Below are 21,090 nucleotides of genomic sequence, written 5' to 3'. Positions count from 1 at the left end.
TCGCATCCAGCAGATGCCCTCTCCCTCGGACTGATTTTTCCTTCGCAAGAACAATCATCCCAGGCCAGAGGGCATCTGCGCGTCCAGACACGGCCTACAACACCACAAACACCGGTGGATCCAGGTCAGATTCCCTCAAGGAGCCCTTCACGGACCAGAACTCAGTCGGAGGTTTCGGCGAACCGCGCGGTCACGGCTTCCCGGCCGCGCTTGCTCAGCTCGCCGAAGAGGCGCAGTCGGGCGAGGCCGCCGTCGGGGTAGATGTCCAGGCGGATCTCGGTCACCTCGGGGCCGTCGTCGGCCAGGGCGAAGCGGTGCCGGGTGTCGGGCTGCAACCTGGTGCGCGGCAACAGTTCTACCCATTCGCCCTCGTCGAGGCGGCCGCTCACTGAAGCCCAGCCGGGTGCGTTTCCCTTGAGGTTGCTGGTGTCCAGCTCCACGAACCGGACCAAACCCGCACCCGCGAGCCGTACTGTCGCCCAGTCGTTGCCGTCGTCGCGGCGGCGGGCGGTTTCCCAGCCTTCTGCCTGGTGCGCAGCGAGGCCCGGCGACAGCATGTTGTTCGGCGACGAATAGAACATGTCGCTGCACCCGGTGACGACCGCGCCGTTTTCCAAAGCTGCCAGGTCCAGCGAGCGCGGGTCCAGCAGCGCCGGGTCGGGCACCGGCGAACCGTGCACCCGCAGGCGCGCGACGCCGCCGTCGGGGTGCTGGGTGAGGCGGACGTGGGTGTAGCGACGCGGGGACGTCACCTTGTAGTAGTTCTCCGAGTCGCCGACCGCGGGTTCGTGGTCGACCAGGACGTCCCAGTCGGCGTCCTGCAGTTCGCCCGCGCTCGGGTAGCCGGGGACCGAAGTCGCCGCCACGGACACGAAGGGCGGGAAGTTGCCCTTGAAGAACGCCGTGTCCACGACAACGCCGGACACCACGCCGCCTAGGCCGAGGCGGACGAGGGCGTGGTCGTCGCCGGGTTCGCGGTGCCGCCGGGTCTCCCAGCCGTCGTACACCTGGCCCTTCGGACCGAACGTTTCGGCGCGGTGCGCCGGCCGCCACGGGTTGACCAGGTTTTCCTTTTCGGCGAACAGCTCGTCGCTCGCCCACATCACGGTGCCCCCGAACAGGCGCGAGGCCAGATCGGGCTGGGTAGTCCACTCCGGACGGTCGGACACGTGCTCCTCCATCTCTTCAGCAATTGCCCCGGGTCAGCAAAGTCCCCTTCGGCTCGTCGCCGGTCACCGGCTCGCCGCGCAGCCAAGTGCCACGCACGACGCCGGCGAGGGGACGCTGGTCGTACGCGCTCACCGGGTTGCGGTGCGCGAGCTTCGCGACGTCCACGACGAAGGCTTCGTCAGGCGCGAAGACGCAGAAATCGGCGTCACAGCCCACTTCCAGCTTGCCCTTGCGCGTCATCCCCACCTGCGCGGCCGGACGCTCGGCCATCCACCGCACCACGTCGACGAGGCCGAAGCCGCGCTGCCGGGCCTGCGTCCAGATCGCGGGCAGGCCGAGCTGCAGGCTGGAAATGCCGCCCCAGGCGAGACCGAAATCGCCGGTGTCGAAGCGTTTCAGCTCCGGCGTGCACGGCGAATGGTCGCTGACGATCGTGTCGATCACGCCGTCCGCCAAACCCTGCCACAGCAATTCCCGGTTCGCTGCCTCGCGAATCGGCGGGCAGCATTTGAATTGCGTTGCCCCGTCCCGGATTTCCTCGGCGACGAACGACAAGTAGTGCGGACAGGTTTCCACCGACAGCGCGACACCTTCGCGGCGCGCGCTGGCGATCAGCGGCAGAGAGTCCGAAGAGGACAGATGCAGGACGTGCGCGCGGGCACCGGTGCGCCGGGCCGCTTCGATCACATGCGTGATGGCCAGGTTTTCCGCGCCGCGCGGACGGGAACCGAGGAAGTCGTGGTACTTCTCGCCGTGCGGGTCAGGAGCCGCGTCGATCGCTTCGGAATCCTCTGCGTGCACGATCATCTGCGCGTCGAACGACTTCAGCTCGCGCAGCGCGGATTCCAGGCCAGCAGCGTCCAGCGGGGGGAATTCGTCAACGCCGGAGTGCAGCAGGAAGCACTTGAAGCCGAAGACGCCCTCGTCGTGCAGCCCGCGCAGATCGCCTTCGTTGCCGGGAATCGCGCCGCCCCAGAAGCCGACGTCCACGTGCACCCGGCCGCTCGCCGCCTTGCGCTTGACCTCCAGCGCGGCCACGTCGACCGTCGGCGGCAGGCTGTTGAGCGGCATGTCCACGATCGTCGTGACGCCACCGGCCGCGGCCGCGCGCGTCGCGGTCTCGAAGCCCTCCCACTCGGCGCGGCCGGGGTCGTTGACGTGCACATGAGTGTCCACGAGACCGGGCAGCAGCACCTCGTCCCCGACCAGTTCGACGACCCGCGTGCCCGGCATCTCGACCAGGCCAGCTTCGACCGCGACGATCCGGCCGTCCCGCACGCCGATCGTCGCCGGTCCCAGACCGGCGGGGGTCACCGCACGCGCAGCCCGCACCACGAGGTCCATCGACGGCACCCTCCAGTTCCACGTTACGGAAAGAGTCTTTCGCTCACCGAGATTAGACACGAACTTCCCGGCTCGTCAACGCCGTCCCTACCACGTTACGGTCACCGGGTGGAGTTGGAAGCCGAGTTCACCAGCGAGCCGTTCCGCGGCGAGGGCGCGCCGCCGGAGCACGCCGTCCGCGCCCGCGACGCCGCCGACGCGGCCGGGCTCGACACCGACTTCGGCCCGCTCGGCACCCTGGCCCGCGGCCGCGCCGAAGACCTGTTCGCCGCGTTGCCGTCGATCGCCCGCGCCGCCCTCGAAGGCGGGGCCACCCGGGTGACGCTGCAACTGCGCCGGACCGACGATTCCGACACCGTTCCGGCGGTCGAACTCAACAGCGCACTCTCGCGATTGATCTCCGACGTGGAACGCGAACTCGGCTCGAAACTCCGTGAACTCGACCGCCCGGAAAAGCAGCGCGCGGTGCGCCTGCTGCGCGAGCGAGGGGCCTTCAACCTGCGGAAATCGGTTTCAGCCGTCGCCGAGGAACTGGGCGTCACGCGGTTCACGGTCTACAACTACCTCAACCGGGAAGCGGACTGAAACCACGGCCGGTTGCGATTCAACAAAGTGTTGACGCACGCTCGACCCGGCCGTACGGTCAGCGGAACACCACCTCCCCGGAGGAGATTCCGTTGCCGCTCGCACTCGCCGAGTTCAACTCCGCATCCGCCGCCGAACTCCGGCCGACGCTCACTGCCTGTCTGGCCGTGCCGCGCTGGGTCGATACCGTGCTCGACGGCCGCCCGTATGCCGATTTCGCCGCGCTGAGCAAGAGCGCGGACAGTGCGACTCCGTTGCAGCGCAACGAGATCCGCGACGCGATCGCCGCGCACCCGAGGATCGGGGAACGCCCGACCAGCAAGGGCTCCGATGCCGACTGGTCGCGTTCGGAACAGTCCGGAGTGGACAATGCGGACGAATTCGCCGCCGCCAACGCCGCCTACGAGGAACGCTTCGGCCACGTTTTCCTGGTGTGCGCCAGCGGGCGCAGCGGCGAGGAACTGCTCGCGAACCTGCGGTCCCGGCTCGGCAACGACCCGGAGACCGAACTCGACGTCGCCGGCGCGGAGCTGGCCAAGATCGCGCAACTGCGCCTGGCGAAAGCGGTAACAGCATGAGCGCCGCTTGCAAGCGAATCATGGATATTCATGCCGTCGCCTCCCAGGCTGGCAGCGTGAAACTCGTCAAGGAGGCGACGGCATGAGCCTCGTGACTACGCACGTCCTCGACACCGCCACCGGCAAGCCCGCCGCCGGGATCGCCGTGCGCTTCGAGCGCCAGGACGGCTCGCTGCTCGCCGAGGGCGCCACCGACGACGACGGCCGCATCCGCGACCTCGGCCCGGACACGCTCGCCCCCGGGGTGTACCGGCTGATCTTCGACACCGGGAGCTACCTCGGCCCGGAGGCGTTCTTCCCCGACGTCACCATCGCCTTCCGGATCGTCGACGGCACGTCGCACCACCACGTGCCGGTGCTGCTGAGCCCGTTCGCCTATTCCACCTATCGCGGGAGCTGACATGGGAATCTCGTTGGGCCCCAACCAGTACGGCAAGGCGGAGGTCCGCCTCGTCACCGTCCGGCGCACCGGCGGCGTGCACCATCTGCGCGACCTCACGGTGTCCTCGGCGCTGCGCGGCGACCTGTCGGCCACGCACCTCACCGGCGACAACTCCGCCGTGCTGGCCACCGACACCCAGAAGAACACGGTGTACGCCTTCGCCAAGCAGCAGGAGATCGGCGAGATCGAAGACTTCGCCCTCCGGCTCGGCAGGCGTTTCGTGGACACCCAGGAAAAGATCACCGGGGCGCGGATCTCCGTCGAAGAGCAGGAGTGGGACCGCATCTCGGTGGACGGCGCGCCGCACGACCACTCGTTCAGCAGCTCCGGCGGCGAACGCCGCACCACCACTGTCACCGTGCACGCCGACCGCGCCTGGGTCGTGTCCGGACTGGATGGTCTCGTGGTGCTCAAGTCCACCGGGTCCGAATTCCATGGGTACCCGCAGGACGAATACACCACGCTCGTCGAAACCGACGACCGCATTCTCGCCACCGCCGTGACCGCGCGCTGGCGCTACGAGGGATTCACCGGGATCGACTGGGCCAAGAGCCATCGGGCGATCCGGCAGACGCTCCTGGAGACGTTCGCCACCAAGCACAGTCTTTCGCTGCAGCAGACCCTGTACGCGATGGGCGAAGCCGTGCTGCAAGCCCGGCCGGAGGTAGCCGAGATCCGGTTCTCCTTGCCCAACAAGCATCACTTCCTCGTCGATCTAAGCCCCTTCGGCCTCGAGAACCACAACGAGGTGTTCTACGCCGCCGACCGACCGTACGGCCTCATCGAAGGCACGGTGGTCCGCGACGAAGCCGAAGAGCCCGGCCCGGCCTGGACCGACGCCGTGCTCTAGCCCCGCCCCTCGTGAGCGGCAATCACGGTTCTAACCGTGACCGCCACTCACGACACCTCCGGGAGAGCGCATGTCAGTTACACAGGAACGACCTTCTCGGCACCCCGTGGACGTGCGGCCTCCGCTGCCGCAGTTGATCCTCGGAGGAATCCAGCACGTCGCGGCCATGTACGCCGGAGTGGTGGCGCCACCGCTCGTCATCGGCGCAGCCGTCGGTCTTTCCCCCGGCCAGCTCACGCTGTTGATCAGCGCGGCGCTGTTCACCGCGGGACTGGCCACCCTGTTGCAAACCCTCGGTTTCTGGCGCTTCGGCTCCAGACTGCCGCTGGTCAACGGCGTCACTTTCGCCGCTGTCGCGCCAATTCTGTCCATCGCGGCGCAGCATCGCGACGGCAATGCGTTGGGCGTCGTTTACGGCGCCACGCTCGCCGGCGGCGTGTTCGTAGTGCTCGCCGCACCGTTTTTCTCCAAGCTGACGCGGTTTTTCCCGCCGGTGGTGACGGGGACGGTCATCACGCTCATCGGGATCTCCCTGCTGCCGGTCGCCGTGCAGTGGATCGCCGCGCAGCACAAGTCGGCCAAGCCCAGCGGGCTCGTGCTGGCCGGGATCACGCTGGTCGCGGTGCTCGTCTTCACCCGGTTCCTGACCGGGTTCTGGAGCCGGATCGCGCTGCTGCTCGGCCTGGTCGTCGGCACCGCCGCGGCGTGGCCGCTCGGCCAAGTCGACACCTCGACGCTGCAGCAGGCCCCGGTGTTCGGGATCGTGACGCCGTTCCACTTCGGCACGCCGACGTTCGATGTCGCGGCGATCGTCTCGATGCTCATCGTGATGCTGGTGGTGATGGCGGAAAGCACCGCCGACCTGCTGGCGCTCGGCGAGATCGTGGACCGGCCGACCACCAGCCGAGTACTGGCCGACGGCCTGCGCGCGGACGGGCTTTCCACCGCAGTCGGCACGATCTTCGGCGGGTTCGCCTGCACGGCGTTCGCGCAGAACATCGGACTCGTGTCGCTCACCCGCATGGTGAGCCGGTACGTGGTCGCGGCCAGCGGCGTGGTGCTTGTGCTGCTGGGCGTCTTCCCGGTGACCGGCGGGATCGTCGCGCTGGTGCCGCAGCCGGTGCTCGGCGGGGCCGGGCTGGTGCTGTTCGGCAGCGTCGCGGTGAGCGGCATCCGGACGCTCGCGAAGGCGTCGTTCGAGCATCCGATCAATGTCGCGATCGTCGCCGCGTCGCTCGGCGTCGGGCTGATCCCGATCGTCATGCCGGACTTCTACTCCGGGTTTCCGGCGGCGCTGCAGGTCGTGCTCAACTCCGGGATCAGCGCGGGCTGCGTGACCGCGGTGGCGCTCAACCTGGTGCTCCGGCCGCGCTTGATAGAACGCTCTACTGTCAAGGAGTTATCCTCGGTGGCGTGACTGGCACCAAGGACCGCATCCTCGCCGCCGGGGCGGAGTTGTTCCGCCAAGGCGGGTACGCCGGCACCGGCATGAAGCAGATTGTCGAGAAGGCCGGCGCGCCCTTCGGGTCGGTGTACCACTTCTTCCCCGGCGGCAAGGAGCAGCTGGGCGAAGAAGTGGTACGCACCTCGGGGATGCAGTACGCGCAGCTGTTCGAAATCTTCATCGCCCCGGCGCCGGACCTGATCACCGGCCTCGAAACGTTCTTCGCGGGCGCGGTCACCACGCTCCTCGACACGGACTACGTCGAAGGCTGCCCGATCGCGACCGTCGCGCTCGAAGTGGCGACCACGAACGAACCCCTGCGCAAGGCCACCGCGGACGTGTTCGAGGCGTGGACCAAAGCGGGCACGAAGGGATTCTCCGCCTTCGGCCTTCCCGAGGAGCACGCGCGCACGCTCACGCTCGCCTTGGTCACCAGCTTGGAAGGCGCGTTCGTGTTGTGCCGCTCCATGCGGACGACTGAACCGATGGCGGTCGCGGGCGCGGCCGTGGTCGACGTAGCGCGACGGCTGCTGACCGAACTGGGTGACGACGGGAAACGCCGCACCGGGGACAGCTAAGCTGAAACCAACATCCGGGTCCGCAGGAGGTGGCCGGTGTTCGGTCTCAGCATCGACCACATCGTGATTCTGTTGCTCGCCGGGTTGTTCATCCTCGGCCCGGAGCGACTGCCCGAGGCCGCGCACTGGGTCGCGCAGACTGTGAAGCGGATCCGCGGGTTCGCCGCGGGCACCAAAGCCCAGCTGGAAGCGGAACTCGGCCCGGAGTACCAGGAGCTGCGGAAACCGTTGCAGGAACTGCAGTCCCTGCGGATCGGCAATCCCCGCGCCGCCATGACGAAGTACCTGTTCGACGACACTCCCCCGGTCGCCAGCCCGGTCTCGACGCCGGCTCCGGCCCCGGTGGCGGTTCCGTTGCGGGCGGGCGAGCGGCCGCCGGTCGACCCCGACGCCACCTGATCATTCGGCCGCGCGCCACGCCCATCCGGCCAGCACCAGCAGTTCGACCAGTTCGAGCACGGCCATCACCCGTTCCACGAGCCCGGTCGCGACCGTCGGCAGATGCTGCCCGAATGCGACATTAGCCACGAACGGAATGAGAAACGGCAGAAAGAACGGCACCGCGGCCAACGCCAGAATGCGCGACCAGCGCGCGTAACCTCGCCATCGCGGCGAATTCCGATGCGTCCAGCCGAGCAGCCAGCCGGCTAACGGCAAACTCACACAACTGACCCCGGTCGCGCCGAGATGCACTTTGCCGACCCACGTCACCGCATTTCCCTGCGGGTCCTTCGTGAACAACGCCACCGCCGCGAGCCCGGCGCACCAGGCGGCCATCGCGAGGACGGTCAGCGGCCCGTACAGAAGCCCCCGGCGGCGCAGGACCGCCGCCACCACGACCGAACCGGCCGACGTCAGCAGCATCGCCGCCGCCCACATCCACCAGCCGGGAGTCCAGGCGTAGTCGCTGAGCATCGCGCTGACCGGATCGATCGGCCCCCAGTAGCGGTCGACGTGCAGCACCACCAGGAACACCGCCGCGAGCAGCACCGCGGCCACCGCCGCGCCGAGCGCGCGTTTCGTTCCTTTCGCCGACGGGGCTGGCGCCAGCGCCTGGACCGGCACCGGGGTCAGTTCTGTCGCCACCTCTGGTTCTCCGCTCGCCCGTCCGATTTTCCGAAGCATATCGCGGCCGGGGGCTCGCCGATTTCGGACAGTCCGACCGAATTGCCGCGCATTCTCAGCGTCCTGCCAGAAATCGCGACTACGCTCGCGGCAGTTCACTGCTTGCCAAAGACGGGAAATTCATGCCTGCCGCGCGCGGTACGGAATTGCGGCTGCTTCTGCTCGCGGTGGCGATCGTTTGGTTCGCGTTTTTGCTCGTGGACGCGAACGCACTCGGGCAGATCAACTTTTCGATAGTCGGCTACGGCGCGTCGTTCACCGCGGTCGCGGCGGTGGCGCACATCGCGGTCCGGCGCTGGGCACCGCACGCGGACCCGCTGATCCTGCCGTGCACCGTGCTGCTGAACGGCCTTGGCCTGGTGGTGATCCACCGGATCGACCTAGGGCTCGCCGAGCAGGCGGTGCAGCGGGGCAAGACGTATTCGGCCGTCGCCGGGCAGCAGGTGCTGTGGACGGTGGTGGCGCTGGCGTTGTTCCTGGCCGTGCTCGGGTTCGTGCGCGATCACCGCGTGCTGACCCGCTACGGCTATCTCGCCGGGATGGCCGGGTTCGTCGCGGTCCTGCTGCCCGCGCTGCTGCCGGCGTCGCTGTCGGAAGCCGGCGGCGCGAAGGTGTGGATCAAGATCGGCCCGCTGTCGATCCAGCCCGGCGAGTTCGCGAAGCTGCTGCTGATCGTCTTCGCCGCGACCACGCTGGTGGCGAAACGGGAACTGTTCCGCGTCGCCGGGCGGAAGGTGCTCGGCGTCGAACTGCCGCGGGCGCGCGACCTCGGGCCGATCGTCATCGCCGCGCTCGGCTGCGTCGCGGTGCTGGCGTTCGAGAAGGAACTCGGCGCCTCGCTGCTGTTCTTCGGGATCGTCCTGGTGATGATCTACCTCGCGACCGAGCGGGCGATCTGGGTGTACGCCGGGCTGACGGTGTTCGCCGGCGGGTGCGTGCTGGCGTACTTCCTGTTCAACCACGTGCGCCAGCGGGTCGCGAACTGGATGGACCCGCTCGCGACCTACGACCAGGCAGGCGGCGGCTACCAGATCGCGCAAGGGCTGTTCGGCCTCGGCACCGGCGGCATGGGCGGAACCGGCCTGGGCGCGGGCAGGCCGGACATCGTCCCCGAGGCGAACACCGACTTCATCACCGCCAGCATCGGCGAGGAACTGGGCTTCCTCGGACTGGCCGCGGTGCTGATGCTGTACCTGCTGATCGCACTGCGCGGAATGCGGCACGCGCTGGCCGTCCGCGACAGCTTCGGCAAACTCCTCGGCGGCGGGCTCGCGTTCACCGTGGTGATGCAGATTTTCGTCGTCGTGGGCGGCGTGACGAAGCTGATCCCGGAAACGGGCATCACCGCGCCATTCCTGTCGAAGGGCGGCTCGTCGCTGCTCGCGAACTACATCCTGGTCGCGCTGCTGCTGCGGATTTCGGACGCGGCGCGCAAGCCGAGCGCGACGGATCCGGTGCAGGCGGTGCGAGCGCCGTTGGCTGATGCGGGAACGGTGCTGGTCAGACGTCCTCGATGAGCTGTCGGGTGCCGCAGCCAGGACCATTCGTTTGCCTCAGGACGAGGAGGGAATGCAGGCGCGGAGTGGAGCGTCAGGTCGTGGGCTGACCCGTCCGCCGGACACGCGACAGGTCGTCGGTCGGGCGCGGGTCAGTCTTTCCGCAGCCGAGCGCTCGCCTTCGCCAACTCTCCCGCGATCGCCGTCTCGTCCGCGGACTTCAGCTGCCCCCGGTCCACCACCGTTCGACCGCCCACGAACAGCTTCCGCAGCGGCGGCGGCGCGGCCAGCACCAAGGCCGCGACCGGGTCGTCGATACCCGCGTAGTTCAGCCCGTTCAGATCCCACACCGCCAGATCCGCGAGCTTCCCGACCTCCACCGAGCCCATTTCGCGCTCCCGGCCGAGGCAGCGCGCGCCGCCCATCGTGCCGAGCCACAGCGCTTCCCGTGTGGTCAACCCCGTGGGTCCGCCGCGCTGCCGGGCCTGCAGCAACGCCTGATGCAACTCCTCGGCCAAGCCGCCGGATTCGCTGGAAGCCGCGCCGTCGACGCCTAATCCGACCGGTGCGCCCGCGTCGAGCAAGTCCCGTACCGGAGCGATTCCGCTGCCCAGACGGCCATTCGACGTCGGGCAGTGCGCGGAACCCGTAGCAGTCGCTCCGAAACGACGGATCGCGTCCGGCGCGAGGTGCACGGTGTGCGCGAGCCAGACGTCCGAAGCCAGCCAGCCCAGTTTGTCCGCGTATTCAGCAGGCGTGAGACCGGTTTCGGCGAGGCATTGCTTTTCCTCGTCCTGGGTTTCGGCCAGGTGCGTGTGCAGCCGGATGCCCTTGCGGCGAGCCAGTTCGGCCGAGTCAGCCATCAGCCGCTCGGTGACGGTGAACGGCGAGCACGGGCCTGCCGCGATCTGCAGGTGCGCGCCGGGCGAGGCATCGTGGTAGCGGTCGATCGCGGCTTCGGTGCCGAGGAGAGCGTCCTCGGCGGTCTCGACCAGGCTGTCCGGCGGCAGCCCGCCGTCCGATTCGCCGCGGTCCATCGAGCCGCGGACCAAGTGCAGCCGCAAGCCGATCCGCTCCCGTGCGGCGACGAGCGCGGCCACCTGGTCGCCGCCGTCGGTCGGGAAGACGTAGTGGTGGTCGGCGACCGTGGTGCAGCCGGTCAGGGCGAGCCGGGCCATTCCGGCGCTGCCCGCCGCATGCGTGATGTCCGCGTCCAGCTTGGCCCACACCGGATACAGCGCGACCAGCCACTCGAACAGCGTGTGGTCGGCGGCGAGGCCCCGGGTGGCCCATTGGTAGAGGTGGTGGTGCGTGTTCACGAGGCCCGGCGTGACGAGGCAGCCAGCAGCGTCGACGCGTTCGTCTGCCTCGCCGGTGAAGGCGCCGTCGCCGACCGCGGCGATGCGGTCGTCCTCGATGACGACGTGTCCGTTGCGGTACTCGGGACCGCTGACCGTCGCGATCGCGGCGTTCTCGACGACTGTCCTCATGCGAACCTCCTCAAGCTCGTGAGTGGCTACGCCGGTTCTAACCGGCGTAGCCACTCACGAGAACCCTCACAACGCCTTAGCCGCGCGATCCGCCACCAGCCCCAAGAACCGGCTCGGGTCCTTCAACTCGCCACCCTCGGCCAACAACGCCATCCCGTGCAGCAGCTCCGCCGTCTCGGCCAGCGAGGTGTCCTCCGGGTGCTCGGCGAACGCCTTGCGCAGACCGGTCACCAGCGCGTGCTCCGGGTTCAGCTCCAGAACCCGCTTCACCGGCGGCAGTTCCTGCCCCATCGCGCGGTACATCTTCTCCAGCGTCGGCGTCAGATCGCCCGCGTCGCCGACGATGCAGGACGGCGACGTCGTCAGCCGCGAGGACAGCCGGACCTCCTTGACGGTGTCGGTCAGCGTCGCCGACATCCACTTCAGCAGGTCCTCGTACTCGGCCTTCTTCTCCTCGGACGTCTCGTCGCCGAGGTCGACCTCGCCCTTCGCGATCGACTGGAACGTCTTGCCGTCGAAGCCGCTCGCCGACTCCGTCCACATTTCGTCGACCGGGTCGGTGAGGATCAGCACCTCGTACCCCTTGGCGCGGAACGCTTCCAGGTGCGGCGAGTTCTCGATGACGGTGCGCGAATCGCCGGTCAGGTAGTAGATGTGCTCCTGGCCGTCCTTCATCCGCGACACGTAGTCGCGCAGCGAGGTCGGCTTGTCCGCGTGGTGCGTCGAGTCGAACGACGAGATCTCCAGGATCTGCTCCCGGTTCTCCGGGTCGTCGATCAGGCCTTCCTTGACCGCGCGGCCGAACTCGGACCAGAACGTCGCGTACTTCTCGGCGTCCTCGGTCATCATCGTCTTGACCGTGGAGAGGATCTTCTTCTCCAGCCGCCGCCGGATCGCGCGGATCTGCCGGTCCTGCTGCAGGATCTCCCGCGACACGTTCAGCGACAGATCCGCCGCGTCGACGACCCCCTTCACGAAGCGCAGGTAGTTCGGCATCAGCGCTTCGCAGTCGTCCATGATGAACACGCGCTTGACGTACAGCTGCACGCCGCGCTTCGCGTCCCGCATGAACAGGTCCACCGGCGCGCGCGAGGGCAGGAACAGCAGCGCCTGGTACTCGAAGGTGCCCTCGGCCTGCATCCGGACCGTCTCGAGCGGGTCGGTCCAGTCGTGGCTGATGTGCTTGTAGAACTCGTGGTACTCCTCGTCGGAGACCTCGTCCTTCGAACGCGCCCAGAGCGCCTTCATCGAGTTGACGGTCTCGAGACCGCCAGCGTCGTCTTCTTCCTTCGTCGCAGTGCCTTCTTTGGCCATCTGCACCGGCCAGGTGATGAAGTCGGAGTAGCGCTTGACGATCTCGCGGACCTTCCACGGCGACGTGTAGTCGTAGAGGTGATCCTCGTCGTCCGCGGGCTTGAGGTGCAGCGTCACCGCGGTGCCCTGCGGAGCGTCGGCGAGCGATTCGATCGTGTAGATGCCCTCGCCGGTCGACTCCCAGCGGACGCCCTCGTCGGAGCCCGCGCGCCGGGTCACCAGGGTGACCTTGTCGGCGACCATGAAGCTGGAGTAGAAGCCGACGCCGAACTGCCCGATCAGGTCCTGGCCCGCGGATTCCTTCGACTCCTTCAGCTTGCGCAGGAAGTCGGCGGTGCCGGATTTCGCGATGGTGCCGATCAGGTTGACGACGTCGTCGCGGCTCATCCCGATGCCATTGTCGCGCACGGTGAGGGTGCGCGCCTCGGCGTCGAGGAGGATTTCGATGTGCAGGTTCTCGGTCTCGGCCTGCAGATCCTTGTCGCGGTACGTCTCCAGGCGCAGCTTGTCCAGCGCGTCGGAGGCGTTGGAGACCAGCTCGCGCAGGAAGATGTCCTTGTTCGAGTAAATCGAGTGGATCATCAGCTGCAGCAGCTGGCGCGCCTCGGACTGGAACTCCAGCGTCTCGACCGTCCCGGTTTCCTCAGACATGGCTTTCGTGTTTCCTTTCCCGCCCTCGAAAAGACCGGCTTGAAGTCTACCGAGCGCGTACGACGAAACGTGCGGAGACCGCGAAGTCCGATTGCCGCCAGCGGAACCGTCGGAGCGCGGCCAGGCTGACGGCCGTGACTGATCCCGCTGCCGTGCTCAACGGCATGTACCGAGCCGAAGCCGAGTATTTCGCCGCCGGCGGCCCCGGTTCGGCCTCTTTCGCCCCGCTGGCCCCGTATTTCGCCGAGGATGTCGTACTGCACCAGGCCGGCGGACTGCCGTTCGGCGGCGACTGGCACGGCCACGCCGGACTGGAGAAGTTCTTCCTCGAGATGAGCCGGATCTGGGAGTCGTTCGAGATCGGCGAGCAGGAGTTCCTCGCCCTCGGCGCGACGTCGGTGGTGCTCACCCAGGTCCGCGCCCGGGCGCGCGCGACGGGGCGGGAGCTGGAGTTCCCGATCCTGCAGACGCTGCGGATCGAGGACGGGCGGATCGCCGAGGTGCGGCCGTTCTACTGGGACACCGCGGCCATCGCGGAAGCCTGCCGCAGCTGAAGCCTCGTGAGTGCCTATCGCGGTTCTAACCGCGATAGGCACTCACGAGCAGTTCAGGCCTGCCGCCGCACGTACGCGTCCAGCCGCGCAGCCTCAAACGGCAGTTCCGCTTCCGCCAACGCCCCGCACTGGAACCCGCCGAGCAGATACCGAGCCAGCGCCTCCGCCGTAGCGGGTTCGTCCAGCACTCCCCCGGCCGTCTTCGACGCGTAGTCCTGCAACCGCTTGGCCGCCGCCGGGGCGCCCTCGCGGTAGAAGGCGTACGTCGCCGCGTACCGGGTCGGCAACTGGTGCGGGTGCAGGTCCCACCCCTGGTAGAAGCCGTTCTCCAACGACCGTCGCACCAAGCGCAGGTGTTCGGCCCAGGCGCCCGGCAGGTCGTCGCCCACCGGAAGCCGGTTGGTCGAACCGTCGGACAGCCGTACGCCCGTTCCGGCAGCCGCGACCTGCATCAACTGCTTCGCGAAGTCGGCGGCGGGGTGCGCCATGCTCTGGTACGCCGCGCTGATGCCGAGACCCGCGCTGTAGTCGTAGGTCCCGTAATGCAGCCCGGAACACCGGCCGTCCGCGGCCTGGATGATCTGCGCCACCGCGACCGTGCCGTCGGTCGAAAGGATCGACTGCGCGGTCTCGATCTGCACCTCGAACCGCAGCGCGCGGTCCGCCAGTCCGTACGCGGTTTCCAGTCGCCCCAACACTTCCGCGGCGACTTCGACCTGCTCGACCGCGGTGACCTTCGGCAGCGTCACCACGAATCCGTCCGGCAGCGATCCTTCGGACAGCAAGCCGGACAGGAACAGATCGAGCGTCCGGATGCCTCGTCGCCGTGTCGCGGCTTCGAAGCTCTTGAACCGGATTCCGACGAACGGAGTACCGCCGGTGGTCGCGAGCGTCCGCCCGGCGGCCTCCGCGGCTGCGTCCTCCGCTTCGTCGCCGGGATGGCCGTAACCGTCCTCGAAGTCGATGCGGAGGTCCTCGATGGGCTCGGTGAGGAGCTTCTCGCGGACCCGCTCGGCCACCGCCGGGTCGAGATTCAGCAGGTCGCCGTGTTCGACGAAGACCCGCATCGCCTGCTTGCCCCAATCGGCGACCAGGCGCGTGCGGTACTGCGACGCCGGCACGTACACCGTGTGCACCGGACGACGGCCCGGAGACTCGCCGGGATACCGCGCCGCCACCCGCGCGTCGACCTCGGCCAACCGCGTGTCGGCGGCGGTGTAGACGTCCTCGGCGAGTCGTCCGCCGCCCATTACTGGATGTGCTCGTACGCCGGCAGGGTCAGGAAGTCCGGGAACTCGTCAGCCAGCGCGACCTGCTCGAACAGCTCGACCGCGGGCTTCAGCAGATCGTCGGAAACCTCCGCCGCCAGCTCGCCGCGGACGTCGGCCACGACGCCGCGCACCAGCTCCGCGGTGACCTTCTCGCCGTTGTCCAGCTGCGTGCCGTTCTTGACCCACTGCCACACCTGCGAACGCGAAATCTCGGCGGTGGCGGCGTCCTCCATCAGGTTGTGGATCGCCGCCGCGCCGTTGCCGCCCAGCCACGAGGCCAGGTAGCGGATTCCGACGTCGACCGCCGCGCGCAGCCCGGCCGCGGTGGCGCTGCCCGGCGTCGAAGCGACGTCCAGCAGCTGGTCGGCGGTCACGCTCACCTCGTCGCGGGTGCGCTCGAGCTGGTTCGGCTTGTCTCCGAGGACCTTGTCGAACTCTTCCTTGCAGAGTGCGACCATGCCCGGGTGCGCGACCCACGAACCGTCGAAGCCGTCCCCGGCCTCCCGCGACTTGTCGGCGTGCACCTTGTCGAAGGCGCCCTTGTTGACTTCCGGGTCCTTGCTCGGGATGAACGCGGCCATGCCGCCGATCGCGAACGCGCCGCGCTTGTGGCAGGTGCGCACCAGCAGTTCGGTGTAGGCGCGCATGAACGGCGCGGTCATGGTGACCGAGTTGCGGTCCGGCAGCACGAACTTCTCGCCCGCGTCGCGGAAGTACTTGATGACGCTGAACAGGTAGTCCCAGCGGCCGGCGTTGAGGCCCGAGGCGTGCTCGCGCAGTTCGTAGAGGATCTCTTCCATCTCGAACGCGGCCGGGATGGTCTCGATCAGCACGGTGGCGCGGACGGTGCCGTGCGGGATGCCGAGCGCCTTCTCCGCGTGCGTGAACACGTCGTTCCACAGCCGCGCTTCGAGGTGGCTTTCCATCTTCGGCAGGTAGAAGTACGGGCCCTTGCCGCGGTTGAGCAGCTCTTGCGCGTTGTGGAAGAAGTACAGGCCGAAGTCGACCAGCGCGCCGACGCCCCGGCGCCCGCCGAAGGACAGGTTCCGCTCGTCGAGGTGCCAGCCGCGCGGGCGGACCACGATGGTCGCGTGCTCGACGTCCGGCTTCAGCTCGTAGTGCTTGCCGTTCTGGTCGAGCGTGATGTCGCCGCGGATCGCATCGGACAGGTTGACCTGGCCGCCCACCACGTTCGCCCAGTGCGGCGTGTTGGCGTCCTCGAAGTCCGCGAGCCACACCTTGGCGCCGGAGTTGAGGGCGTTGATGGTCATCTTGCGATCGGTCGGACCGGTGATCTCCACGCGGCGGTCGCGCAGCGCGGCCGGAGCGCCGGCGACCTGCCAGTCGCTCTCGCGGATCTCCTTGGTCTCGGCCAGGAAATCGAGGCGGCCGGTAGTCCGGGCCTCCTCGCGCCGCTTGCCCCGCGCGACGAGCAGTTCGTCGCGCCGCGCGGCGTACTCGTCGTGCAAGCCCGCTACGAAAGCGAGGGCTTCCGGCGTCAGAATCTCGTCCCCACGCTCGACGGACCCGCCGAGTACCTGGACCTCAGACATGCGCAACACCCCGAGTAGTGCTTTGGATAACGTCCCTACGGTTTTTACCTGACGGACTATAGTTTCTGCATAGCGGAACATCAATCGGGTCTGTGAGGAGGACCACTGGTGGCGGCTGAGAAGAGCGGACGAGACGGCGGCGTCCAGTCCCTGCAGCGCGCGTTCGAGCTGCTGGAGCACCTGGCGGACACTGGCGGAGAGGCCAGCCTGTCGGAGCTGGCGACCCTGTCCGGGCTGCCGATGCCGACGATCCACCGGCTGATCCGCACGCTGGTGTCGCTGGGCTACGTCCGGCAGAACACCAACCGGCACTACGCGCTGGGCGCCCGGCTGATCCGGCTCGGCGAGAACGCCAGCATGCAGTTCGGGGCGTGGGCGCGGCCGCTGCTGGTGGAGCTGGTCGAGGAGGTCGGCGAAACGGCGAACCTGGCGGTGCTGGAACGCGACGAGGTGGTGTACGTCGCGCAGGTGCCCTCGAAGCACTCGATGCGCATGTTCACCGAGGTGGGCCGGCGGTTGCTGCCGCACGGCACAGGCGTGGGCAAAGCGATGCTGGCGGAACTGCCCGCCGACGAAGTCACGTCGCTGTTGGAACGCACCGGCATGCCCGCGTACACCGAGCACACGTTCACGGATGCGGACGCGCTGGCGGTCGAGCTGAAGAAGATCGCCGGACAGGGTTACGCGCTGGACGAGGCGGAACAGGAGCTTGGGGTGCGCTGCATCGCGGTCGCGATCCCCGGCGCGCCGGTGCCCGCCGCGGTCTCGGTTTCCGGCCCGTCCGGACGGCTGACGGCCGACGCGGTGAGCCACATCGCGCCAGTGGTGCAGAAGGTGGCGGACCGGCTTTCGCAGCAGCTGCCGGTTACTTGAGTTCGCCTTTGAGTTCGCCTTTGAGGAGGTCCATCAGCAGCCCGTCGTGCCACGTGCCGTCAGGCCCCTGCTCGTAGTCGCGAAGGATCCCGACGCGCCGGAAGCCGAGCTTCTCGTACACGTGGATCGCACGGACGTTGGCCGCCGCCGGGTCGATCGTGAGCCGGTGGTGGCCCCGGTCGAACAGCCGCTGGGCGAGAATCCGGATCGCCTCCGCGCCGAGCCCGAGACCGTAGTGGTCCGGATGCACCGCGAGGTCGATTCCAGCGTGCCGGTAGCGGTGTTCGAGTTCTTCCCAGCTCTGGATCACGCCGACGGTCCGGCCTTCGTGCTCGATGGCGTACGCCTGCTGGTCTCCCTCTTTCGAGAGCAGACCGTCAGTCTCCTCGTCGGCTTCGCCCCACCACTGCGCTACTTCCGGCGCGGAGAGAATCTCGCGGACCCTGCTTCGGTCGGCTTCGGTGAGCGGCCGGAGAGTGACTCGGTTCACTTCATCGGTTTCTGGTCGACGGCGGCTTGGTCTCGCACTACTGTGCACGTTTCCGGTCACTGCATCGGCTTGTCGTCGACCTTCACGTCGTAAGTGGCCTTGGACCCGTTGACCTCGGAAAGAGTCACGGTGAGGCCGTATTTCGCGCCGCCACCGGTCAGGAAACAGCGAGCTGTCTGCCCGTTCTCCGCCTTGATCGGCCCCGGGCAGGTGACCGAATCCGGCCGTCGCCCGTTGTTCGACTGCTCGAGGACAGTCGAGATGTTCTTCTCGAGGTCAGCCTTGGAGATGTCGTTGCCGACCGACACCGAGAAGCTGCAAGCGGTGAGGACCATCCCGCAGAAAGCGAGCAGAACAGGACGAACCGAACGATGCACAGCAGATCTCCTACCTGGTCCAGACGGATGAGGTGACGGCCGGTCCGAGCACTTCCGGGACCGCGCCAAAGCCGCCCGACATGCCCACCCCTCATCGCTGTGACTGCGCCGCTACACACCGTCGCAGACGAGGCGAGGCAACCTCACCGGTTTGACCTTTGACCACCCATCCGGGGGAATCAGCCCAGCAAAGCGTCCACGAACGCACCAGGCTCGAACGGTGCCAGGTCGTCCGGCCCCTCGCCCAGTCCGACCAGCTTCACCGGCACTCCCAGCTCTCGCTGGACCTGGAACACGATCCCGCCCTTCGCGGTGCCGTCGAGCTTCGTCAGGACGATTCCGGTCACGTCGATGACCTCGCCGAACACCCGCGCCTGCGCTAGCCCGTTCTGTCCGGTCGTGGCGTCCAGCACGAGCAGCACCTCGTCCACCCGCGCCTGCTTCTCGACCACTCGCTTCACTTTGCCGAGTTCGTCCATCAGGCCGGTCTTCGTGTGCAGGCGGCCCGCGGTGTCGATCAGGACCGTGTCCACGCCCTCGGCGATGCCCTGCTTGACCGCGTCAAAAGCGACCGCCGCCGGGTCCGCGCCTTCCTTGCCGCGCACGACCGACGCGCCTACTCGCTCGCCCCACGTCTGCAGCTGGTCCGCGGCTGCGGCGCGGAACGTGTCGGCCGCGCCGAGGACCACGGTTCCGCCTTGTGCCACCAGGACTCGCGCCAGTTTGCCGGTCGTCGTGGTCTTGCCGGTGCCGTTCACGCCAGCGACCAGCACCACCGCGGGCTGCTTCTTGCCGTCCACCTCGTGCGGCAGGGCTCGGACCGCGCGCTCGGCGTCCGTGGACAGCGCCGCGGTCAGCACCTCGTGCAGCAGTTCGCGCGCTTCCGCCGACGTGCGCACCGCGCGCCGGTTCAGTTCGTCGCGCAGACGGTCCACGATCTGGGTCGTCGTGGCGGCGCCGAGGTCCGCCAAGAGCAGCGTGTCCTCTACGTCCTGCCAGGAGTCCTCGTCCAGGTCGCCACCGCCGAGGAGACCCAACAGGCTTTGCCCGAACACCGAGCGGGACTTCGCCAGACGGCCGCGCAGGCGTTCGAGGCGGCCGGCCGGAGACTCGATCTCCTCGATCGGCTCGACCGTTCCCGGCACGACGGCCTCGGAGGCCTCTTCTTCGACCGGCTCGGGGAGCTTGACGTCGCGCACGGTGCGCTGGTCGGAGTCGCGCGGGACCGCGGCGTCGTCGCCGACCGCGGGCTGGCCGTCGACTTCCGGGCGATCCTCGACGGGATGCTCGACCACCGGCTCCGGAGAAGGGGCAGGCTCCGGCTCCGGAGAAGGAGCAGGCTCGGGTTTCTCCTCGACGGCAGTCCCGCCGGAGGCGAAGGAGATCCCGCTGCTCGCGGCGTACCCGCCGCCCTTCGGCTTCTCCTCGACCTCGCGCCGCTCGGCCATGCTGATCCGCCGCTTGCGCGCGATGAGCAGCCCGGACACCAGAACGGCGACCAGGACGACGACGGCGACGACAACGATCCAGAACCAGGTGCTCGACACGCCACCATCCTGTCATCCGCGTGCACAAGCCACGGGACACCCCACCTGGAGGCCAACGAGTAACGCGAACGGTTCCGATTCGGCCAAGACTCCACGAAGCGTCTTGCGCCACCCCTTCGGTGTTGACTAGACCACATCGGATGACCACCCCCGCCGGCCACTGTTTCCGCGTCCTCGGGCTGCTGTCGGGCACGTCCGTGGACGGGATCGACGTCGCGGTCGCCGAAATCCGCGCCGACAACGGGACAGTCGTCCTCACCCCGCTCGGCGAACTCGACGTGCCTTATCCCGTCGACCTCCGCACGGATCTCCTCGACGCCCTCCCGCCGCGGCCGAGCAGCGCGCGACAACTGACTGTCCTCGACACCCGGGTCGGCCAGGCCTTCGCGGACGCGGCCGCGCGCGGGATCGCCGCGTACGGGCCGGTGGACGTGATCGCCTCGCTCGGCCAGACCGTCTACCACTGGGTCGAGAACGGCGTCGCGCTCGGCACGCTCCAAATCGGCCAGCCGGCGTGGACCGCCGAGCGCACCGGCGTGCCGGTGATCGCCGACCTCCGCATCCGCGACATCACCGCGGGCGGCCAAGGCGCACCGCTGGCGAGCACGCTCGACGCGATGTGGCTGCGCGGCCTCGCCGAGGAGACCGGACGTCCGGTGGCCGCGCTCAACCTCGGCGGCATCGCGAACATCACCGTCGTCACGCAGTCCGACAGGGTGCTCGCCTACGACACCGGCCCGGCCAACGCGTTGCTCGACCTCGCCGCCGTCCACGTCAGCGACGGCAAGCTCTCCGCCGACGTCGACGGGCGGCTCGCGCTCGCCGGTTCGGTCCGCGACGACCTGCTCGACCGGCTGCTCGCCGACCCCTATTTCGCCGCCCCTCCCCCGAAATCCACTGGCAAAGAGCACTTCCACGGCGGATACCTTGGCGCAGCCCTGTCCGGACTGCCGCCGTTGTCCCCGGAGGATCTGCTGGCCACGCTCACCGAACTGACCGCCGCGACGGTCGCCGCGGAATGCCGTCGGCACGGCGTGACAACCGTCGTCGCGTCCGGCGGCGGCGTCGCGAACCCCGCCACGATGGCCGCGCTGGCCCGGCTTCTCCCCGACGACGCGCTCCGCACCAGCGACGACCTCGGCCTCCCCGGTTCCGGCAAAGAGGCCTATCTGACCGCGTTGCTCGGCTGGCTGAGCTGGTGCGGCGTTCCCGCGACGCTGCCGTCGGCCACCGGCGCGAGCGGTCCCCGCCTGCTCGGCGCGCTGACGCCGGGCGCGGCTCCCCTGAATCTCCCCGCCCCGCTGGGGGGCGCCGCGACCCGGCTCCGGGTCGCGGAATCCGGGCAATCACGGTAGGAG

At 68.6% G+C, this 21,090-nt stretch carries 21 protein-coding genes; 11 read left to right on the top strand and 10 right to left on the bottom strand.

Annotated elements, in window-relative coordinates; all coding sequences use genetic code 11:
- Window positions 1-161: 161 nt before the first annotated feature.
- Entirely contained in the window at window positions 162-1,181 is a 1,020-nt protein-coding gene (gene alc / locus D0D37_RS30355; protein ID WP_116204023.1) for an allantoicase, read from the bottom strand.
- Window positions 1,182-1,185: 4 nt separating this feature from the next.
- Window positions 1,186-2,514, bottom strand: coding sequence for an allantoinase AllB (gene allB / locus D0D37_RS30350; protein ID WP_116204026.1), 1,329 nt, complete (start codon window positions 2,512-2,514; stop codon window positions 1,186-1,188).
- A gap of 108 nt (window positions 2,515-2,622) precedes the next feature.
- Here allB and D0D37_RS30345 point away from each other — a divergent pair, with 108 nt between their 5' ends.
- The 7 genes from D0D37_RS30345 (at window position 2,623) to tatB (ending at window position 7,390) form a co-directional block, all read left to right on the top strand.
- The gene (locus D0D37_RS30345; RefSeq protein WP_116204022.1) at window positions 2,623-3,099 is read left to right on the top strand and encodes a helix-turn-helix domain-containing protein; all 477 of its coding nucleotides are present in this window, start codon (window positions 2,623-2,625) and stop codon (window positions 3,097-3,099) included.
- Window positions 3,100-3,191: 92 nt separating this feature from the next.
- Window positions 3,192-3,677, top strand: coding sequence for a 2-oxo-4-hydroxy-4-carboxy-5-ureidoimidazoline decarboxylase (gene uraD / locus D0D37_RS30340; RefSeq protein ID WP_116204021.1), 486 nt, complete (start codon window positions 3,192-3,194; stop codon window positions 3,675-3,677).
- Window positions 3,678-3,759: 82 nt separating this feature from the next.
- A complete protein-coding gene (gene uraH / locus D0D37_RS30335; protein ID WP_116204020.1) occupies window positions 3,760-4,077 on the top strand; it encodes a hydroxyisourate hydrolase in 318 nt (105 codons plus the stop codon).
- A 1-nt stretch (window position 4,078) separates the two neighbouring features.
- On the top strand, window positions 4,079-4,969 hold the full coding sequence (gene pucL, locus D0D37_RS30330) for a factor-independent urate hydroxylase (RefSeq protein ID WP_116204019.1): 891 nt from the start codon (window positions 4,079-4,081) through the stop codon (window positions 4,967-4,969).
- Between the two features lie 70 nt (window positions 4,970-5,039).
- On the top strand, window positions 5,040-6,386 hold the full coding sequence (locus tag D0D37_RS30325; RefSeq protein WP_116204018.1) for a nucleobase:cation symporter-2 family protein: 1,347 nt from the start codon (window positions 5,040-5,042) through the stop codon (window positions 6,384-6,386).
- A complete protein-coding gene (locus D0D37_RS30320) occupies window positions 6,383-6,991 on the top strand; it encodes a TetR/AcrR family transcriptional regulator (protein WP_116204017.1) in 609 nt (202 codons plus the stop codon). The genes D0D37_RS30325 and D0D37_RS30320 overlap by 4 nt, the downstream gene beginning before the upstream one ends.
- Window positions 6,992-7,027: 36 nt before the next feature.
- Window positions 7,028-7,390 carry a Sec-independent protein translocase protein TatB gene (tatB, locus tag D0D37_RS30315; protein ID WP_116204016.1) on the top strand — a complete coding sequence of 121 codons (363 nt, stop codon included), beginning with the start codon at window positions 7,028-7,030 and terminating at the stop codon, window positions 7,388-7,390.
- Here the strand turns inward: tatB and D0D37_RS30310 are convergent, their stop codons facing one another.
- Entirely contained in the window at window positions 7,391-8,077 is a 687-nt protein-coding gene (locus tag D0D37_RS30310; protein WP_116204015.1) for a DUF998 domain-containing protein, read from the bottom strand. It lies immediately after the preceding gene.
- A 161-nt stretch (window positions 8,078-8,238) separates the two neighbouring features.
- Between D0D37_RS30310 and D0D37_RS30305 the strand changes: the two genes are divergently transcribed.
- Window positions 8,239-9,633: an FtsW/RodA/SpoVE family cell cycle protein gene (locus D0D37_RS30305; protein ID WP_116204014.1), complete on the top strand. Its 1,395-nt coding sequence runs from the start codon at window positions 8,239-8,241 to the stop codon at window positions 9,631-9,633.
- Between the two features lie 131 nt (window positions 9,634-9,764).
- Here the strand turns inward: D0D37_RS30305 and D0D37_RS30300 are convergent, their stop codons facing one another.
- Window positions 9,765-11,102 carry an 8-oxoguanine deaminase gene (locus D0D37_RS30300; RefSeq protein WP_116204013.1) on the bottom strand — a complete coding sequence of 446 codons (1,338 nt, stop codon included), beginning with the start codon at window positions 11,100-11,102 and terminating at the stop codon, window positions 9,765-9,767.
- A gap of 66 nt (window positions 11,103-11,168) precedes the next feature.
- Entirely contained in the window at window positions 11,169-13,067 is a 1,899-nt protein-coding gene (htpG, locus tag D0D37_RS30295) for a molecular chaperone HtpG (RefSeq protein ID WP_116204012.1), read from the bottom strand.
- A gap of 134 nt (window positions 13,068-13,201) precedes the next feature.
- Here htpG and D0D37_RS30290 point away from each other — a divergent pair, with 134 nt between their 5' ends.
- A complete protein-coding gene (locus D0D37_RS30290; RefSeq protein ID WP_244223726.1) occupies window positions 13,202-13,621 on the top strand; it encodes a nuclear transport factor 2 family protein in 420 nt (139 codons plus the stop codon).
- A gap of 53 nt (window positions 13,622-13,674) precedes the next feature.
- On the opposite strand, the gene D0D37_RS30285 is transcribed toward D0D37_RS30290, so the two are convergent.
- Window positions 13,675-14,871, bottom strand: coding sequence for a DUF6986 family protein (locus D0D37_RS30285; protein ID WP_116204010.1), 1,197 nt, complete (start codon window positions 14,869-14,871; stop codon window positions 13,675-13,677).
- On the bottom strand, window positions 14,871-16,445 hold the full coding sequence (gene aceB, locus D0D37_RS30280; protein WP_116204009.1) for a malate synthase A: 1,575 nt from the start codon (window positions 16,443-16,445) through the stop codon (window positions 14,871-14,873). The genes D0D37_RS30285 and aceB overlap by 1 nt, the downstream gene beginning before the upstream one ends.
- Before the next feature lie 108 nt (window positions 16,446-16,553).
- Here aceB and D0D37_RS30275 point away from each other — a divergent pair, with 108 nt between their 5' ends.
- Complete coding sequence (locus D0D37_RS30275; protein ID WP_116204008.1) at window positions 16,554-17,318, top strand: IclR family transcriptional regulator; 765 nt, start codon at window positions 16,554-16,556, stop codon at window positions 17,316-17,318.
- Here D0D37_RS30275 and D0D37_RS30270 read toward each other — a convergent pair.
- The 3 genes from D0D37_RS30270 to ftsY all read right to left on the bottom strand — a co-directional run bounded on the left by D0D37_RS30270 (window position 17,311) and on the right by ftsY (window position 19,732).
- Window positions 17,311-17,808, bottom strand: coding sequence for a GNAT family N-acetyltransferase (locus tag D0D37_RS30270; RefSeq protein ID WP_116204007.1), 498 nt, complete (start codon window positions 17,806-17,808; stop codon window positions 17,311-17,313). The two genes, D0D37_RS30275 and D0D37_RS30270, sit on opposite strands and share 8 nt — an antisense overlap.
- A 56-nt stretch (window positions 17,809-17,864) precedes the next feature.
- Window positions 17,865-18,185, bottom strand: a complete 321-nt coding sequence (locus tag D0D37_RS30265; RefSeq protein WP_208720218.1) for a DUF4333 domain-containing protein — start codon at window positions 18,183-18,185, stop codon at window positions 17,865-17,867.
- A 179-nt stretch (window positions 18,186-18,364) separates the two neighbouring features.
- Window positions 18,365-19,732 (bottom strand): signal recognition particle-docking protein FtsY, encoded by a 1,368-nt coding sequence (gene ftsY, locus D0D37_RS30260; protein WP_116204006.1) that lies wholly within the window; start codon window positions 19,730-19,732, stop codon window positions 18,365-18,367.
- Window positions 19,733-19,872: 140 nt separating this feature from the next.
- On the opposite strand from ftsY, the gene D0D37_RS30255 reads away from it, so the two are divergent.
- A complete protein-coding gene (locus tag D0D37_RS30255) occupies window positions 19,873-21,087 on the top strand; it encodes an anhydro-N-acetylmuramic acid kinase (RefSeq protein WP_116204005.1) in 1,215 nt (404 codons plus the stop codon).
- The last annotated feature ends 3 nt before the right edge of the window (window positions 21,088-21,090 follow it).

The sequence above is a fragment of the Amycolatopsis circi genome (genome assembly GCF_003385235.1).
Lineage (GTDB): Bacteria > Actinomycetota > Actinomycetes > Mycobacteriales > Pseudonocardiaceae > Amycolatopsis > Amycolatopsis circi.
The sequence above is the reverse complement of the archived record's forward strand: the minus strand, read 5'-3'. Positions and strand labels throughout refer to the sequence as shown.

Excerpts from the sequence above, each read along its gene's own strand:
- allB (WP_116204026.1), bottom strand. The coding sequence starts at position 2,514 with ATGGACCTCGTGGTGCGGGCTGCGCGTGCGGTGACCCCCGCCGGTCTG.
- D0D37_RS30255 (WP_116204005.1), top strand. The coding sequence starts at position 19,873 with ATGACCACCCCCGCCGGCCACTGTTTCCGCGTCCTCGGGCTGCTGTCG.
- htpG (WP_116204012.1), bottom strand. The coding sequence starts at position 13,067 with ATGTCTGAGGAAACCGGGACGGTCGAGACGCTGGAGTTCCAGTCCGAG.
- alc (WP_116204023.1), bottom strand. The coding sequence starts at position 1,181 with ATGGAGGAGCACGTGTCCGACCGTCCGGAGTGGACTACCCAGCCCGAT.
- pucL (WP_116204019.1), top strand. The coding sequence starts at position 4,079 with ATGGGAATCTCGTTGGGCCCCAACCAGTACGGCAAGGCGGAGGTCCGC.
- uraH (WP_116204020.1), top strand. The coding sequence starts at position 3,760 with ATGAGCCTCGTGACTACGCACGTCCTCGACACCGCCACCGGCAAGCCC.
- D0D37_RS30305 (WP_116204014.1), top strand. The coding sequence starts at position 8,239 with ATGCCTGCCGCGCGCGGTACGGAATTGCGGCTGCTTCTGCTCGCGGTG.
- aceB (WP_116204009.1), bottom strand. The coding sequence starts at position 16,445 with ATGTCTGAGGTCCAGGTACTCGGCGGGTCCGTCGAGCGTGGGGACGAG.
- D0D37_RS30300 (WP_116204013.1), bottom strand. The coding sequence starts at position 11,102 with ATGAGGACAGTCGTCGAGAACGCCGCGATCGCGACGGTCAGCGGTCCC.
- D0D37_RS30285 (WP_116204010.1), bottom strand. The coding sequence starts at position 14,871 with ATGGGCGGCGGACGACTCGCCGAGGACGTCTACACCGCCGCCGACACG.
- D0D37_RS30325 (WP_116204018.1), top strand. The coding sequence starts at position 5,040 with ATGTCAGTTACACAGGAACGACCTTCTCGGCACCCCGTGGACGTGCGG.